Below are 15,343 nucleotides of genomic sequence, written 5' to 3'. Positions count from 1 at the left end.
CGCCAGGTCGCCGAGCGATGCCTTTCGGCAGACCTGCCCCGCTGGCTCGATTGCTTCTCTCCGCCGCACCGCGCTTTCGCGCAGGTATCGACTTCTTTACCTTGCTTCGCTGTCTACCTCAAAGACGCAACACTCGCCCACCTTCAACGACGAGGCCCCGCATGCGTTCCATGATCAGCGCCTGGCAGTCACCGGTTTCGCGCATGAAGCTGGTCGCCGGTCTTCTGTTGCTGTTGGCCGCCCTGCTCTACATCGTCGCGACGCGCTACGAAGCCAGCCATCCGGCCTGGAGCTACGTCGCCTCGTTCGCCGAAGCCGCCATGATCGGCGCGATCGCCGACTGGTTCGCCGTCACCGCCCTGTTCCGCCACCCGCTGGGCCTGCCGATCCCACACACGGCGATCATCCCGCGCAGCAAGGCGCGCATCGGGCAGAACCTGTCCAGCTTCATCACCACGCATTTCCTCGCCACGCCGCTGGTGCTGGCCAAGCTGCAGGAACTCGACATCGCCTCGCGCCTGGCCGGCTGGCTGCGCCATCCGAGCAATGCCGAGGCGGTCGGCCGCCGGCTCACCGGCGTCGCGCATTTCGGCATCGCCGCGCTGCATGACGAGCGCGTGCGCGCCTTCGTCGAGGCCAAGGTGACCACGCGGCTGCGCAAGTTCGACCTCTCCGCACCGCTGGCCCAGGCCTTGCGCGTACTGACCAGCCAGGGCCGGCATCAGGCGATGCTCGATGAGTTGCTGATCCGCCTCGATTCGATCATGCAGGACGAGGAAACCCGCGCGCTGGTCGCCGACGCCATCAGCCGGGAAATCCGCACGCTGCGCTACCTCGGCCTGAGCCGGCCGGTGAGCGGCTGGTCGGCGAACAAGTTCGTCGATGGCCTGTCCGCATTAATCGCCGAGATCGCCGCCGACCCCGAGCATCTGATCCGCCAGCGTTTCGACGAACACGTCAGCGAATACATCGAGCGCCTGGAGCAGGACCCGCAGTACGCCCTGGAGGTCGAGCGCATCCTCGCGCAGCTCTTGGAGCACCCGGCTACCAGCGCCTATTTTGGCAACCTCTGGCAGGAACTCACCGCCTGGCTGGAGAGCGACCTGGCCAGTGACGATTCACGCATCGGCCGACGCATCGTCAGCCTCTGCCGCGGCCTCGGTGACGGCCTGGCGGCGGACGAATCCATGCGCAACTGGATCAACGAGCAATTGCTGGCCGCCGCGCCCGGCCTGCTGGAGCGCTATCGCGGGCAGATCGGCGCCTATATCGCGCAGCGCGTGGAGAACTGGGAAAGCCGCGAGCTGGTCGAGCAGCTGGAACAGAGCGTCGGCAAGGACCTGCAGTACATCCGCATCAACGGCACCCTGGTTGGCGGGCTGGTCGGTTTGGCGCTGCATGCGCTGACGCAGCTGCTGGCCGGCTGAATACCGCTCAGGCGCTGCGCTGGCGCTCGCTCAGCTGACTGAGACTGACGGCGCTGCCGAGCGGCTCATCGCCGCGCAAGGTCGCCGGGGCGCCGCTCAGGTACCACAGGCGATTGGCCAGATCGTCGGCATCGCGCGGATCGTGGGTCACGCAGATCATCGCCATGTCCGGGTGCCGATCCAGCAGGCGGGCGATCAGGCCGCGCAGCTCGGCGGCGCGCTCGGCATCCAGCGAGGCGAAGGGTTCGTCGAGCAGCAACAGATCCGGCTTGATCGCCAGGCAGCGCGCCAATGCCGCTCTGCGCGCCATGCCCAGCGAGAGCTGATCCGGCAGGCTGTCAGCCGCACCACTCAGCCCGACCTCGGCCAGCAGCCGCTCGATCTCCGCTGCGTCCGCGCCGACCAGCGCCAGGTTCTGCCACACCGTGCGCCACGGCAGCAGACGATGCTCCTGAAACAGGTAGCCGACGCGCAAGCCGGCGCGCTGCTCGATCATCGGCTGCAGCTGCGGATCGAGTCCGGCGATGCCGTTGAGCAGCGTGGTCTTGCCGACACCGGACGGCCCGAGCAGACAGATGCGATCGCCTTCGCGCACCTGCGCATCGATCACGCCCAGCACGGGATGACGGCCATCCAGGCGCAGCTCAAGCATGGCGCACACCCGCTTCGCGCCAGGACGATGCGCGCCGCTCCAGCGGCTGCAACAGCGCCAGTTCGATCAGCTGGACTACGGCGATGAACGCCAGGCTGTAGGCGAGGATGCTCGCCACATCGAACACCTGAAAGGCCATATGCAGCTGAAAGCCGATGCCATCCGAACGCCCAAGCAGCTCGACCACCAGCACGATCTTCCAGATCAGCGCCAGCCCGCCGCGGGTGGCGGCCATCAAATAGGGAAACAGCTGCGGCAGCCAGACATGCCTGATCCGCTGCCAGCGGGTGAAGCGGTACACCAGGGCCATCTGTTCCAGCTTGGGATCGATACTGCGGGCGCCCTCGCGCACGGTGACGGCCACGTTCGGCACCTTGTTGATCACCACCGCCAGCACCGCCGCGGCTTCCACCAGGCCGAACCAGACATAGAGCAGGATGATGGTGACCAGCGCCGGCAGGTTGAGAAACAGCACCAGCAGCGGATCGAGCACCGCATTGGCCAGCCGCGAGCGGCCCATCCACACGCCCAGCAACGTGCCCAGCGCCATCGCCAGCACGAAGGCGAACAGCACTCGGCGCAGGGTAACCAGCAGATGTTCCGGCAGCTCGCCGCTCCGCGTGGCCTGCCAGAAGGTGTCGAGCACGGTGGCCGGGCTCGGCAGCAGCGGCGTCTGCACCACCAGCGCAATCAGCGTCCAGAGCGCCACCGCGCATGGCAGGGCGATCCAGCAGGCCCAGCGCGAGCCGTTCATGGCGTGCTCTGGAACGACGCGGCCGGCATCAGCTTCGCCGGATCGGCACCGGTGAGGGTCAGCAGTCGATGCAGGTCGGCGATACGCGGCTCATCCAGCGGCTGCGGGATGCCGGCGAGGAAACTGTCACGCAGCGCGGCGAACACGCCATCGTCGGCACGCATCAACGGCCGCAGCGCCTGCCAGTGCGCCGGCTCAGTGGCGAGCTGGTGCTTGGTCTGGCCCAGCGCCGTGGCGAAGCGCTGCAGCAGCTCTTCATGCTCGACGGCCCAGGTTTCGGGGAACAGATAGCCGAGCACCGGCAGGTGCGGATCAAGCTCCAATGATCGGAGCAGATCATCGAGACCGAACGCCACCTGCACGCCACCCTCGCCACGCATACGCGCGGAGAAATGCCAGAAGGTCAGCAGCGCATCCACCTGATCGCGGCGCAGGGCCTGGCTGAGCAGAGGCGGCGCGGCGTATTGAACAGTCGCCTGTCTGGCCAGATCGATTCCGCTCTTGGCCGCGGCATGCTGCAGCAGCAGCCAACCCAGCCCGTCCGGCCCGCCGGCGACGCCGATGCGCTTGCCGCGCAGGTCGTCGAGGGTGCGGATGGCGCTGCCTTCGGGCACCAGCACTTCGCCGATCTGCGAGGAAAACGGCAGGTAGCGGTAGGCAGTGCCGGCCTGGTAACGCGCCTGCGCCCAGAGCAGATCGCTCACCGCGCCGTCAACGCTGCCACTGGTCAATGCCAGCCGCGAGGCCGGCACATCGGCCACCAGCCGCACCTTCAGCTCGAAGCCGTTGGCGCGGTCCAGCCCTTGACGCTTTAGATGCTCCAACTCCCAGTGCGGCGTGCCGAACTGCAGGACGCTGAGGGTCAGCACTGGCAGCTCCTGCCCCTGCGCCCACAGGGGCAGCAGCACAAGCGCCAACAGCGCACGGCGAGTGCGCAGAATGAATGTGGTGAGGAAGGGCAATGAAAGCATCATGCCCGCAGGGTACGAAGCCCCCAGGCGGGCACGAATTGTACTTTGGTGTCTGTTGGTTGCTGCGATGGTCGCAGCGGGCTTGACCCCGCCACGACATCGCAGCCTGGTTCAGCCCTGCGTGGCGATCCGCTGCTGCAAGCGCGCCTGGAGCTGTTCCAGATCGGCCGGATCGGCCTTGCCGGCAGCGTGGATACCGAGCCCTTCTCCCGAGTAGCGCGGCACGATATGCACATGGATGTGGAACACCGTCTGCCCTGCCGGCGCGCCATTGAACTGGGCGACCTGCACGCCATCCGGCTGCAGCTCGTCAACAATCACGCGGGTGAGCTTCTGCACCACGGCCATGACCTTGGCCAGCGCCTCGGTATCCACATCGAGAATGTTGCAGGCGGCCGAGCGCTTGGGGATTACCAGCGTGTGGCCGAAGGACTGCGGGAACAGATCGAGGAAGGCCAGTACATCGTCATCCTCGTAGAGCTTGTAGCAGGGCGCATCGCCACGAATGATCTGGGCGAAGATGTTCTGCGGGTCATAGGACGTGGTCAGGGACACCTGGAGTTCTCCGGCAAGTGGAAAAGGCAACCTTAGCATTCTCCGCGCGGCTGCGACCGGTGCAGCGATGCTTCGGAACGTTGCGGGCCTGACGGCGCTCTCAAGCTCATCACCCCCGAGCCGAGGTTGTTCCGATGCCCATCCGCGCCATCGCCCCGATTGCAGCTGCAGTCGCGCTTTGCCTGTCTTCACTGTCTGCCATCGCTGCCGAAATCAAACCCGCCGAGTTGCTTGAGCAGGCCAAGGCCGAACAGAGCGCCTATATCGAGACCGTCAAGCAACTGGTCGCGGTGGATACCGGCACCGGTCAGGCGGCGGGCTTGGCCACGGTCAGCCAGATGCTGGTCGAACGCCTGCAGGCGCTGGGTGCCGAGGTCAGTACCAGTCCGGCGACGCCATCGGCGGGTGACAACATCGTCGGCACCCTGAAGGGCAGTGGCAGCAAGGACTTCCTGCTGATGGTGCATTACGACACGGTCTTCGCCGAAGGCACCGCCGCGGAGCGTCCGTTCCGCATGGACGACAAGCGCGCCTACGGCCCCGGCGTGGCCGATGCCAAGGGTGGCGTGGCGATGATCCTGCATGCGCTGGAGCTGCTCAAGGCGCAACAGTTCGACGCCTACGGCACGATCACCGTGCTGTTCAATCCGGATGAGGAAATGGGTTCGGCCGGCTCGAAGAAAATCATCGCCGAGCTGGCCCGCAAGCACGACTACGTCTTTTCCTACGAGCCGCCGGACAGCGATGCGGTGACTACCGCCACCAATGGCATCAATGCGGTGATGCTGGAGGTGAAGGGCAAATCCTCCCACGCCGGCTCCGCGCCAGAGGACGGTCGCAACGCCGTGATGGAGCTGGCGCATCAACTGGTGCAGCTCAAGGATCTGGGCGACCCGGACAAGGGCACCACGGTGAACTGGACCATGATCGCCGGCGGCGAGAAGCGCAACATCATCCCGAACAAGGCGACCGCCGAGGCGGACATGCGCTACTCCGATATCAGCGAAACCGACCGCGTGCTCACCGATGCGCAGAAGATCATCGGGAACAAGCTGATCGACGACACCCGCGTCGAGCTGCGCGTCGACAAGGGCCGTCCACCGCTGGCGAAAAACCCGGCATCGGAGCGCCTGGCCGAGACCGCGCAGCGCCTGTATAGCGAAATCGACCAGCGTATCGAGCCGATCGCCATGCGCTTCGGCACCGATGCCGGTTACGCCTACGTGCCGGACAGCGACAAGCCGGCCGTGCTGGAAACCATGGGCGTGGTCGGTGCAGGGCTGCATTCGGAAGAGGAATACATCGAGCTGTCGAGCATCGCGCCGCGGTTGTATCTCACCACGGCGATGATTCGCGCGCTGTCCGCCGAGCAGGCGCCCTGACCAACCAGTGCTATGCACGGAACGCACGGCCTCCCCTCCGATGCGTCACAATCGCGCCTTCGCGAGCCGCCATCCGGAGGGAGCATCATGCAGCTGGCCAGGATCGAACAATTGCTCGTCGGCAACGCCGTAGCCTATACCCGCCCCGGCAGCCGCAGCGCCATCGCCAAACAGCCGGTTGAAGGCGCCGTCGCGGTTGGCGTCGAGGGGCTGGCCGGCGACGAACAGGGCGATCGCCGCGTTCACGGCGGCCCGTACAAGGCGGTCCACCATTACCCGTTCGAGCACTATCGCAATTGGCGCGAACAACTCGGCGACTCGCCGCTGCTGCAGCAACCCGGCGCCTTCGGCGAAAACATCAGCACCCGTGGACTCGTCGAGGCGGATCTGTGCCTGGGTGATGTGCTGCGCTGCGGCGATGCGTTGCTGCAAGTCGCCCAGAGCCGGCAGCCGTGCTGGAAGCTCAACGATCGGTTCGGCGTCGCGGACATGTCCCTGCGCGTGCAGCAGAGCGGCATGACCGGCTGGTACTACCAGGTGCTGCAGCCCGGCCAGTTGCAGGTCGGCCAGGCGCTGGTGCTGGAGCAGCGGCCGTTTCCGCGCTGGCCGCTGACGCGGGTAATGGATGTGCTTTACCGGCGCACACTCGAGCGGGACGCGCTGCTGGAACTGGCCGAGCTGCCGCTGGTGCCGAACTGGCGCACGCTGGTGGAGCGTCGGCTGCAAGCGAACACCGTCGAGGACTGGAACAAGCGCCTGTACGGCGCGACCGATGCCTGAGCAATAGCGACGTCATCAGCAACCCGAATCGCCGACCGTCCGGCTGCAATGCAGTAGGCGAAACGCCGTGCTGCGGGTATCTTCGCCACCTCTCATCACAGGACCACCCGCTCGATGCTTCGCCTTCTCACGCTCTGCGCACTGGCGCTGTTCGCCTGCACCGCCCACGCCAAGGTCGAGGTATTGCTGCTGGAGCATGAAGGCCAGGGGCAGGTGCTGGTCGCACGGGTTACCGAACAGATCGCGCCCGGTGACTACGAGGCGCTGCTCAAGGGCATCATGGCCCACCCTGGCAAACACGCGCGCAAGCTGCTGATCCTCGACAACATCGGCGGCAGCGCAGCGGAAGCCATGCGCATGGGCTATCTGCTGCGCGAGACGGGCTTCGACGTGCTGCTACCAGAGGTGGCTGTCTGCCAGGGCAGCTGCATCTACTTACTGGCGGCGGGCCGCCAGCGCACGGTGCGCGGCCATGTCGGCCTGCACCGACCCTACATCGCCAACGGCGAGTCGGCGCTGTCCATCGGACAGCGACCACACCGCGCGCCGCGCATCTATTTTCGGGACATGGGCGTCAACACTCGGCTGGCGGACGACATGCAGCTGATCGAACCGTGGCGCATGCGCGTGCTCACGCAGCGAGAACTGGCGCGCTATCGGCTGCGCTGACGTGCGTCATGCACTGCACTACGGCACTCCCCTCCTCGCGCTGCTGGCGGGACTGGCAGCAGGATTGATCGATGCCTCCGCTGCGCTGGCGACTCTGGCATTTGCCGGGTGGCTGACAGTGCAGCCGCGCTTGCCTGGACCGTTGTGGTTGATCGGCGCACTGCTCGGCTCCCTGTTGCTCGCTGCGCATCTGCTGCCCGGCTTCACACCATTGCCGATCGGGCCGCCGCAGGACCTCGGCGGCGCAGCGCCCTGGCAATTGCGCATCAGCCCGGACAAGGCGATGGTCGCCGCGCTGCTGCTGGCCTGGTGGCTGGGCCAGCCACGAACGGCTTGGCGCTCGATCAGACTCACCCTGCTTGCGTCAGGCGCCTGCCTGATTCTCATCCCGCTGCTGGCGCTGGTCTCCGGCGTGCTGGGCTGGCAACCGAAATGGCCGGCGCTGTTCCTGCCTTGGCTGCTGATCAACCTGGGCATCACCTGCCTGGCCGAAGAGCTGATCTTCCGCGGCCTTCTGCAGCGTGAACTGGTCCGCCGCTTCGGTGCGGCCATCGGCATCGGCCTGGCGTCCGTGCTGTTCGGCGCCGCGCACCTGCCGGCCGGCGCGGGTTTCGCCGGACTCGCCACACTGGCGGGGCTCGGCTATGGCCTGGCCTTCCACTACGCCGGTGATCGGCTGTGGGTGGCGGTGCTGCTGCATGGTGCGGTCAACAGCCTGCATATCCTTCTGCTGACCTATCCGCTGCGCTGATACACAAAATTTCATCGCCCTGTCGATTTCCCCCGCGCCCGTTCGACCAGTGATCGGAGCCGGCGGAAATTGCCGTATGCCCGTCTAGGCTCTTTCCATTCCACTGAAGGAGTCCACCGATGCGTTTCATGGTGATGATCAAGGCCACCCCGCAAACCGAAGCCGGCGAGATGCCCAGCGAGGACGTTCTCACGGCGATGGGCCGCTACAACGAAGAACTGGCCAGTGCTGGCGTACTGCTCGGCGGCGAGGGTCTGCAACCCAGTCGCAAAGGCGCACGGGTCCGTTTCAGCGACGGCCAGTGCAGCGTGGTCGACGGCCCGTTCGCCGAAACCCGCGAGCTGATTGCCGGCTACTGGCTGTTCCAGACCGCCTCGCTGCAGGAGACCATCGACTGGATCAAGCGCTGCCCGCAATCAGCCATCGGCGACGCGGAAATCGAGATTCGCCAGATATTCGAAGCCGAAGACTTCGGCGCCGAGTTCACTCCCGAACTGCGCGAGCAGGAAGAGCGCCTGCGCGCACAACTCAACCACTGACCGCAAGGAGCAAGCCATGAAGATCACCACCTACCTGACCCTCGACGGCACCACCGGCGAGGCGTTTACCTTTTATAAGGACGTGCTGGGCGGCACGCTGGAAATGATGACCTTTGCCCAGGCACCCGATGCCGAGCAGTTTCCCGCCGAGTATCGCGAACGAATCATGCACGCCTGCCTGAATCTCGGCGACGGCGTGCTGATGGCTTCCGATACCTTGCCCGGCACCTGCAGCGGCGGACCGTACGAAGGCATCAAGGGGTGCTCGGTTTCCCTGCATCCGACCAGCGTTGACGAAAGCGAAAAGCTGTTCGCCGCACTGGCCGAGGGCGGCACGGTGGTCATGCCGCTGGAGAAGACCTTCTGGGCCGAGCGTTTCGGCATGCTGACCGACCGTTTCGGCGTGTCGTGGATGGTCAACTGCGAGCAGGGCTGAAGCGATCGGCCTTTTTCACACAGGGTGACCATCGTGGTTGATTCACATTTGGAGAGGCAGCGACTTTTGTTATAACGTATCGCACCTTTCGGCGGGCGCAGCGAGTCTGCGCCCGCATTGCGATCATCCTGCTGTGAGCCGTTAATGCCCTCCCCCGATCTCACTTCGCCAGCCACGGCGCGTCTGCAATCCATCGACGCGCTGCGCGGCCTGGTGATCCTGTTCATGCTGCTGGATCATGTTCGCGAAACCTTCCTGCTGCATATGCAGGTGCCCGACCCGATGGACGTGGCGGTCACCGAGCCGGCGTTATTCTTCAGCCGCACCCTGGCGCATCTCTGCGCGCCGGTGTTCATCTTCCTGACCGGGCTCTCGGCATTCCTTTATGGCGAAAAGCACCAGGACCGCCGTGCCGTATCGAGCTTTCTGCTCAAGCGCGGGCTGTTCCTGGTGGCGCTCGAATTCACCCTGGTCAACTTCGCCTGGACGTTCCAGTTCCCGCCTCAGGTGATCTATCTGCAGGTGATCTGGGCGATCGGTCTGAGCATGCTGGCGCTCTCGGCGCTGCTCTGGCTGCCGCGTCCTGCGCTGATCATGCTGGGGCTGGTGATCATCGGCGGGCATAACCTGCTCGATTCGCTGCAGTTCGCCGCAGACTCTGCGCTGCATGTGCCATGGGCGATCCTGCACGATCGCGGCTGGATCGAGGTTGCGGAAAACCTGCGGCTGCGCACGTCCTACCCGCTACTGCCGTGGATCGGTGTGATCGCGCTCGGCTATGCCGCGGGCCCCTGGTTCGGCCGAACTGCCGACCCCGAGCGACGTCAGCGCTACCTCGGCGGCTGGGCTCAAGGCGCCCTGCTGACCTTCGTTCTGCTGCGGCTGATCAACAGCTACGGTGAGCAGCCCTGGGTCGTCGGCGAGGACGGCCTGCGTACGCTGATGAGCCTGTTCAACGTCACCAAATACCCGCCGTCGCTGCTGTTCCTCTGCCTGACGCTGGGTTGCGGCCTGCTTCTACTGCGTTACTTCGAACGCAAGCAGGGCCGCGCCTGGCTGCGACCGCTCAGCGTATTCGGTGCCGCACCGATGTTCTTCTACCTGCTGCATCTGTACGTGCTGAAGCTGCTCTACGTCGCCGCCGTGGCGATCTGGGGTTTGAACCATGGCAATCACTTCGGCTTCGACGCCGTATGGCCGCTATGGCTGTGCACCGTGGCGCTGGCGGTGGTGCTGTTCCCGGCGGTGCGCTGGTTCGCCGAACTCAAGGCTCGCCGCCGGGATATCACCTGGCTGAAATACCTCTGAAACCGGCCTGGCCCCCGGTCCCGCAAAATTGAGACCCAGCGCAGGGCACCAGTAGCTTTCCCTGGTAGAAGCGCCCCCGCCGGGTAGCCGTCGATCCGGGAAAATGTGAACGACTTGGCAAAGTGCCATCATTGCATGATCATAGCCACCTCACGCTCGCCTCGGGGGAGTCGGCCGCACGCCATCGCCGCCTGCCCGGCCCGGTTCAGCACGGCCGGCCCGCCCCCCAGCTACCTGATGGCACGAGAACACTATGTCGCCCTTTCGTCTCGCTGTTTGGCCATTCGCGCTGATCGCTGCCGTTTTCACGCCATTCGCCTGCGCACTCGGGCTGGGAGAAATCAGCCTGCATTCAGCGCTGGCCGAGCCGCTGAAGGCCGACATCGAGCTGCTCGATGCACGCAACCTGAACAGTGATGAAATCAAGGTACGCCTCGCCCCGAGTGATGTCTTCGCTCGCGCTGGCGTCGAGCGCCCAGCCTTTCTGGCAGGTTTGAGTTTCCTGCCGGTGCTCGAGCAGGGCCGGCACCGTATCCGTGTAACCTCCACTGCCCCGGTGAAAGAGCCGTACCTGAATTTCATCATCGAACTGACGCTACCGGGCGGCCAGCTATTGCGCGAGTACACGCTGCTGCTCGATCCGCCGCTGTATCAGCCGGCGCTTTCGGCGCAACCACAAGCCCAACCAGAAGCGCCGCGAGTCACCCGTAGCCAGCCCACCCGAGCGGAAACCATCGAGCCACTGCCGGCGGCCGCGCAAGGCAAACGCTATCGGATCATGCCGGGCGACAGCCTGTGGAGCATCTCGGGACGGGTGGAGGTTTCCCCGTCGACCTCCCGTGAAGCACTGATGGCCGACCTGTATCGACTCAATCCTGCAGCGTTCATCAATGGGGACCGCAATCGTCTGCGTGTCGGTGCCGAGCTGCTTCTGCCCGATAGCGCAGAGTCCGGCGCATCGGTGGTATCGACCGCAGCGAAGCCCGCTGCGCCGGCGCAGGATCGCGTGGAGCAGCCGCAAGCCCGGTCTCAAGCCGAATTACCCGCGGCGCTCGCCGAAACGCCTGCTGGACAGGACCAGAGCCTGGTCGATGTGCTCAGGCAACTCGAAGCCCAGGTGCTGAGCCTGCAGGCGCAGATGGACGAACAGAATCGCCTGCTCGCCGAAGCGCAGAGCACCCTCGCCCAACGGCAGGCAGCTGCGGCCGTCGTAGAGGCCACCGTAGAGGAAGCTACAGCCGTAACCGGTCATGCCGAACAGCCTGCGCAGCCGAAGCCGCAGACGGTGCCTGTACAGCCAGTAGTAATGTCACCGCCAATGCATGAGCCAAGCGCCGGCAGCTCCTGGCTGATTCCACTGCTGGGGTTACTGAGCCTGCTGGTCGCCTTGCTGTGGTATCGCCGTCGCGCAGTCGCTGTAACCAGCATCAGCGAGCCCCGCCAGGCTCAGGCGAAGCGGGCTGAAGCATCCTTCCCGGATATCAACCCCTTCCAGCGAGACGTGCCGGTTGTAACGGAGATGTCGCTCGACGAGTACCTCGACCGCGCCCCTTCTGCGCCTGCTAGCGTGGCGCTGGTCGCAGCGCAGCCGCAAGCCGCACCACAGCCACAGCCACAGCCAGCGCAGTTGCTGGATGACATGCTCGCCAGCCTGCCGGATGATCTCGATGCACTGACCATCACGCCCCCCGTCGCGGCTGTCGAGGCTGATCTGCGCGAGCGGCTCAACGAAGCACTCGCCAGCATCGACCGCGGCGAGGTCGAGCAGGCAACTCGCCTGCTGATCCGCCTGCTCGACCAGAGCGACAGCGATGACCGTCGCTTCATTGGCGAGCAACTGGCACGCATCGCCTGATGCACTGGCTTGTTTTTCGCCCCTCCAGGCCCCCGGTGGATGGCTGAGCGGATTCGCTTCCGACGACGGGCCGGCGGCCGTCACCGGCGGGGTACGGCATACTAGCCAGCCCAACCAGGAGAGCATGCCCCGTGGATCTTCTCTTTCTCGGCACCTCATCCGGCACGCCCACCCGGGCCCGCAATGTCACAGCTCTCGCGCTGCTGGAGGACACTGGCAAGAGCTGGTACCTGATCGATTGCGGCGAAGGCACCCAGCACCGACTGCTGCGCACGCCACTGTCGCTGCATGACCTGCGCGCCATCTGCATCACCCATGTACATGGCGACCACTGCTATGGCCTGCCCGGCCTGCTGGCCAGCGCCGGGATGATGGGGCGCAAGGCCACACTGACGATCATCGCGCCGCAGGGCATCGAAACCTGGGTACGCACGACGCTGGACATGAGCCAGAGCTGGCTGGGTTACGAGCTCGACTTCCGCGCTGTCGAGTCGCTGGATGAGTGGCGCAGCCCAAACATGCGTATCGAAGCAACCGCCCTGTCCCACCGCGTACCCTGCTATGGCTACAGCTTCACCGAGGCCCGGCCCGATCCGCGCCTGGACATCGAGCGCCTCGAACGCGACGGCGTGCCCCGCGGCCCGCTCTGGGGCCAACTGGCGCGCGGCTTCGACATCGAGCACGAGGGCCGCGTGCTGCGCAGCGATGACTACCTGAGTTTCAGCCGCGCGCCGCAACGCATCGTCATCGGCGGCGACAATGACCGCCCCGACCTGCTCGCCGATGCCTGTCGCGGTGCTCAGTTGCTGGTGCACGAAGCGACCTACACCGAGGCGGTCGCCAACGATGCGCGCAACGATTTCGGCCACAGCACCGCGGCCTCGGTGGCGCGCTTTGCGCAAGCGGTCGGCCTGCCGAATCTGGTGTTGACCCACTTCAGCGCGCGCTATCAGAAGCACCCCGGGCGGGGTCACTCAATCGAAGACCTGCGCGCCGAAGCCAACGTGCTCTACTCCGGCCAACTGCTGCTGGCCGAAGACTTCATGCGTTTGCACCTGGGCAAGGACGGCCAGCTGATAACTGTCGAGGCATCCGACCCACGGTCCTCGCGCTCACCGCGATAGCGCTCGTCGGCAACCCCAGCTTTTCCGGCCCTGCTGACTCCTGTTCGCCAGCGCCTCACAGCCCGCTCAACGACCGGCACTTCTCGATCAAGGCGCCGCCCGGCGATACATCCGCCACTGCATGTTGACGTTTACGTAAAAGAACAGTACTGCTATGCCGTTCGCAACGTTCAGGAATCTCCGTCCATGACCCTCAGTGCAACGCTCGATGACCGCCTGGCCGATCTCTGGATAGAGGACGCCCATGGTCGGACCTTCGTCCGCAGCTGGATCCCCGACGCCGATGCGCTTCGGCCGGACCGGGCACCAATACTGCTGTTGCATGAGTCGCTCGGTTGCGTCGAGCAATGGAAAGATTTTCCCGCCGCCCTCGCCAATGCCACCGGCCGAACGGTGGTCGCCTATGACCGGCTGGGTTTCGGCCGCTCCGACCGGTTGACCACTCCGCCGGCACCGACCTTCGTCGAAGACGAAGCTGCGCAAGGCTTCGCCCGAGTGCTGGCACACCTGGGGATCGAGCGCTTCGTGGTACTTGGACACAGCGTCGGCGGCAGCATGGCCGTGCATTGTGCTGCGCAATATCCCGAGGCCTGTCAGGCGATGATCACGATGTCGGCCGTCACCTTCGTCGAGGCGCGTACCCTCGCGGGAATCCGCGAGGCCAAAGCCTGGTTCGCCGACCCGGCGCAACGCGAGCGCCTGCGCCGCTATCACGGCGATCGCAGTGACTGGGTGCTGAGCGCGTGGATCGATACCTGGCTGGCGCCGGATTTCGCCGCATGGACGCTTGCCCATGCCCTGCCCGCAGTCGGCTGCCCGAGTCTTGCCATCCATGGCGGTGACGATGAGTTCGGCTCCGAACGCCACCCCCAGCTGATCGCCGAACACGCCAGCGGCAAGGTCGAACAGGCGCTGCTCCCCGGTGTGGGGCATGTACCGCATCGCGAGGAACCGGAACAGGTGCTGGAGCGGATCGGCCGGTTCCTGCAGCGGATCGACTAACTCGCTGCGCGGACAGACGCTGCAGAGCAGCTCATGCCTGCTCTGGACGCAGTGCCTTCGCAGCTAGCGAAGGCACTTCTTGAAAGTCAGGCCCGCTGGTTGAACCGGCCCAGGTCCATGTGACGGTTCACGTCCTTGTACAGCAGGTAGCGGAACTTGCCCGGGCCGCCGGAATAGCAGGCCTGCGGACAGAACGCGCGCAGCCACATGTAGTCGCCCGCCTCGACCTCGACCCAATCCTGATTCAGGCGATACACCGCCTTGCCTTCCAGGACGTAGAGGCCGTGTTCCATCACGTGGGTTTCGGCAAAGGGAATGACCGCACCTGGCTCGAAGGTGACGATGTTGACGTGCATGTCGTGGCGCATGTCGCTCATGTCGACGAAGCGCGTGGTCACCCATTTGCCATCGGTACCCGGCATGGGGATCGGCTCGATATCGTTCTCGTTGGTCACGAAGGCCTCCGGGTAGGGCAAGCCCTCGACGGCCTGATAGCCCTTGCGGATCCAGTGGAAACGTACCGGCGTCGCCCCGGTGTTGCGCACGCTCCATTTCGCCGCTGGCGGTATGAACGCATAGCTGCCGGGACGCATGGCATAGAGGGTTCCCTCGATCGTCAGCGAGAACTCGCCATCGACGACGAACAGTACGCCCTCGGCGTTCGGGTCCTGCTCGGGCCGTTCACTGCCGCCGCCGGCACCAAGCTCCACGATGTACTGGGAAAAGGTTTCGGCAAAGCCCGAGAGCGGACGGGACAGCACCCACATGCGCATGTTGTCCCAGAAGGGCAAATGGCTGGTGACGATGTCGCGCAGCACCCCCTTGGGAATGACTGCGTAGGCTTCGGTGAACATTGCACGGTCGGTCAGCAGTTGAGTCTGCTCGGGATGTCCGCCCTTGGGGACGTAGTACGTTGTGCTTGCCATGGTTCTCCAGGTGCATGGAGGGCTTGCCGAACAGCCGCAAGCCAGGTGGATGGAGAGGCAACTGTATACAATGGAGATGTGAATCGTCAAAGATTGTATACAATCTTTTCCACACTATGCCCGCGAGCAGCGCGGCATGGCGGACGGGCGCGCAGAGCTCACCGCGGCGCTGGTAGGGAAGTCATCTGGCTGGATGGGAAAGCCAACTGAGC

Annotated in this window: 16 protein-coding genes; 11 read left to right on the top strand and 5 right to left on the bottom strand. The window is 65.2% G+C overall.

Annotated features, from left to right (window positions below; translation table 11 throughout):
- Nucleotides 1–161: 161 nt before the first annotated feature.
- Nucleotides 162–1,427, top strand: coding sequence for a DUF445 domain-containing protein (locus PSEST_RS06650; RefSeq protein WP_015276231.1), 1,266 nt, complete (start codon nt 162–164; stop codon nt 1,425–1,427).
- Nucleotides 1,428–1,434: 7 nt separating this feature from the next.
- On the opposite strand, the gene PSEST_RS06645 is transcribed toward PSEST_RS06650, so the two are convergent.
- The 4 genes from PSEST_RS06645 to PSEST_RS06630 all read right to left on the bottom strand — a co-directional run bounded on the left by PSEST_RS06645 (nt 1,435) and on the right by PSEST_RS06630 (nt 4,359).
- Entirely contained in the window at nt 1,435–2,079 is a 645-nt protein-coding gene (locus PSEST_RS06645) for an ABC transporter ATP-binding protein (protein WP_015276230.1), read from the bottom strand.
- Nucleotides 2,072–2,833, bottom strand: coding sequence for an ABC transporter permease (locus tag PSEST_RS06640; protein WP_015276229.1), 762 nt, complete (start codon nt 2,831–2,833; stop codon nt 2,072–2,074). Before PSEST_RS06640 ends, PSEST_RS06645 begins: the two co-directional genes overlap by 8 nt.
- Nucleotides 2,830–3,807, bottom strand: a complete 978-nt coding sequence (locus PSEST_RS06635; RefSeq protein ID WP_015276228.1) for an ABC transporter substrate-binding protein — start codon at nt 3,805–3,807, stop codon at nt 2,830–2,832. The genes PSEST_RS06640 and PSEST_RS06635 overlap by 4 nt, the downstream gene beginning before the upstream one ends.
- Nucleotides 3,808–3,915: 108 nt before the next feature.
- Nucleotides 3,916–4,359: an HIT family protein gene (locus tag PSEST_RS06630; RefSeq protein WP_015276227.1), complete on the bottom strand. Its 444-nt coding sequence runs from the start codon at nt 4,357–4,359 to the stop codon at nt 3,916–3,918.
- Between the two features lie 134 nt (nt 4,360–4,493).
- Here PSEST_RS06630 and PSEST_RS06625 point away from each other — a divergent pair, with 134 nt between their 5' ends.
- From PSEST_RS06625 to PSEST_RS06580, 10 genes are all read left to right on the top strand, one after another.
- Nucleotides 4,494–5,741, top strand: coding sequence for a M20/M25/M40 family metallo-hydrolase (locus tag PSEST_RS06625; RefSeq protein ID WP_015276226.1), 1,248 nt, complete (start codon nt 4,494–4,496; stop codon nt 5,739–5,741).
- Nucleotides 5,742–5,828: 87 nt separating this feature from the next.
- The gene (locus tag PSEST_RS06620) at nt 5,829–6,521 is read left to right on the top strand and encodes an MOSC domain-containing protein (RefSeq protein WP_015276225.1); all 693 of its coding nucleotides are present in this window, start codon (nt 5,829–5,831) and stop codon (nt 6,519–6,521) included.
- Between the two features lie 114 nt (nt 6,522–6,635).
- Complete coding sequence (locus PSEST_RS06615; protein ID WP_015276224.1) at nt 6,636–7,190, top strand: hypothetical protein; 555 nt, start codon at nt 6,636–6,638, stop codon at nt 7,188–7,190.
- A gap of 1 nt (nt 7,191) precedes the next feature.
- Nucleotides 7,192–7,941, top strand: coding sequence for a CPBP family intramembrane glutamic endopeptidase (locus tag PSEST_RS06610; RefSeq protein ID WP_015276223.1), 750 nt, complete (start codon nt 7,192–7,194; stop codon nt 7,939–7,941).
- 119 nt (nt 7,942–8,060) lie between these two features.
- Nucleotides 8,061–8,480: a YciI family protein gene (locus tag PSEST_RS06605; protein WP_015276222.1), complete on the top strand. Its 420-nt coding sequence runs from the start codon at nt 8,061–8,063 to the stop codon at nt 8,478–8,480.
- Between the two features lie 16 nt (nt 8,481–8,496).
- Nucleotides 8,497–8,916 (top strand): VOC family protein, encoded by a 420-nt coding sequence (locus PSEST_RS06600; RefSeq protein ID WP_015276221.1) that lies wholly within the window; start codon nt 8,497–8,499, stop codon nt 8,914–8,916.
- Between the two features lie 144 nt (nt 8,917–9,060).
- Complete coding sequence (locus PSEST_RS06595; RefSeq protein ID WP_015276220.1) at nt 9,061–10,224, top strand: DUF1624 domain-containing protein; 1,164 nt, start codon at nt 9,061–9,063, stop codon at nt 10,222–10,224.
- A 253-nt stretch (nt 10,225–10,477) separates the two neighbouring features.
- Entirely contained in the window at nt 10,478–12,079 is a 1,602-nt protein-coding gene (locus PSEST_RS06590) for a FimV family protein (protein WP_015276219.1), read from the top strand.
- 131 nt (nt 12,080–12,210) lie between these two features.
- Entirely contained in the window at nt 12,211–13,203 is a 993-nt protein-coding gene (locus PSEST_RS06585) for a ribonuclease Z (protein ID WP_015276218.1), read from the top strand.
- A 186-nt stretch (nt 13,204–13,389) separates the two neighbouring features.
- Nucleotides 13,390–14,205, top strand: a complete 816-nt coding sequence (locus PSEST_RS06580; RefSeq protein WP_015276217.1) for an alpha/beta fold hydrolase — start codon at nt 13,390–13,392, stop codon at nt 14,203–14,205.
- An 86-nt stretch (nt 14,206–14,291) separates the two neighbouring features.
- On the opposite strand, the gene PSEST_RS06575 is transcribed toward PSEST_RS06580, so the two are convergent.
- Nucleotides 14,292–15,131, bottom strand: coding sequence for a bifunctional allantoicase/(S)-ureidoglycine aminohydrolase (locus tag PSEST_RS06575; RefSeq protein ID WP_015276216.1), 840 nt, complete (start codon nt 15,129–15,131; stop codon nt 14,292–14,294).
- Nucleotides 15,132–15,343: the final 212 nt, after the last annotated feature.

Source organism: Stutzerimonas stutzeri RCH2 (assembly GCF_000327065.1).
Classification (GTDB): Bacteria; Pseudomonadota; Gammaproteobacteria; order Pseudomonadales; family Pseudomonadaceae; genus Stutzerimonas; species Stutzerimonas stutzeri_AE.
The sequence above is the reverse complement of the archived record's forward strand: the minus strand, read 5'-3'. Positions and strand labels throughout refer to the sequence as shown.

Bases quoted from the DNA above. Each gene is read 5' to 3' on its own strand.
- PSEST_RS06580 (WP_015276217.1), top strand. From the start codon at position 13,390: ATGACCCTCAGTGCAACGCTCGATGACCGCCTGGCCGATCTCTGGATA.
- PSEST_RS06650 (WP_015276231.1), top strand. From the start codon at position 162: ATGCGTTCCATGATCAGCGCCTGGCAGTCACCGGTTTCGCGCATGAAG.
- PSEST_RS06600 (WP_015276221.1), top strand. From the start codon at position 8,497: ATGAAGATCACCACCTACCTGACCCTCGACGGCACCACCGGCGAGGCG.
- PSEST_RS06620 (WP_015276225.1), top strand. From the start codon at position 5,829: ATGCAGCTGGCCAGGATCGAACAATTGCTCGTCGGCAACGCCGTAGCC.
- PSEST_RS06615 (WP_015276224.1), top strand. From the start codon at position 6,636: ATGCTTCGCCTTCTCACGCTCTGCGCACTGGCGCTGTTCGCCTGCACC.
- PSEST_RS06605 (WP_015276222.1), top strand. From the start codon at position 8,061: ATGCGTTTCATGGTGATGATCAAGGCCACCCCGCAAACCGAAGCCGGC.
- PSEST_RS06590 (WP_015276219.1), top strand. From the start codon at position 10,478: ATGTCGCCCTTTCGTCTCGCTGTTTGGCCATTCGCGCTGATCGCTGCC.
- PSEST_RS06625 (WP_015276226.1), top strand. From the start codon at position 4,494: ATGCCCATCCGCGCCATCGCCCCGATTGCAGCTGCAGTCGCGCTTTGC.
- PSEST_RS06595 (WP_015276220.1), top strand. From the start codon at position 9,061: ATGCCCTCCCCCGATCTCACTTCGCCAGCCACGGCGCGTCTGCAATCC.
- PSEST_RS06575 (WP_015276216.1), bottom strand. From the start codon at position 15,131: ATGGCAAGCACAACGTACTACGTCCCCAAGGGCGGACATCCCGAGCAG.
- PSEST_RS06635 (WP_015276228.1), bottom strand. From the start codon at position 3,807: ATGATGCTTTCATTGCCCTTCCTCACCACATTCATTCTGCGCACTCGC.
- PSEST_RS06645 (WP_015276230.1), bottom strand. From the start codon at position 2,079: ATGCTTGAGCTGCGCCTGGATGGCCGTCATCCCGTGCTGGGCGTGATC.
- PSEST_RS06640 (WP_015276229.1), bottom strand. From the start codon at position 2,833: ATGAACGGCTCGCGCTGGGCCTGCTGGATCGCCCTGCCATGCGCGGTG.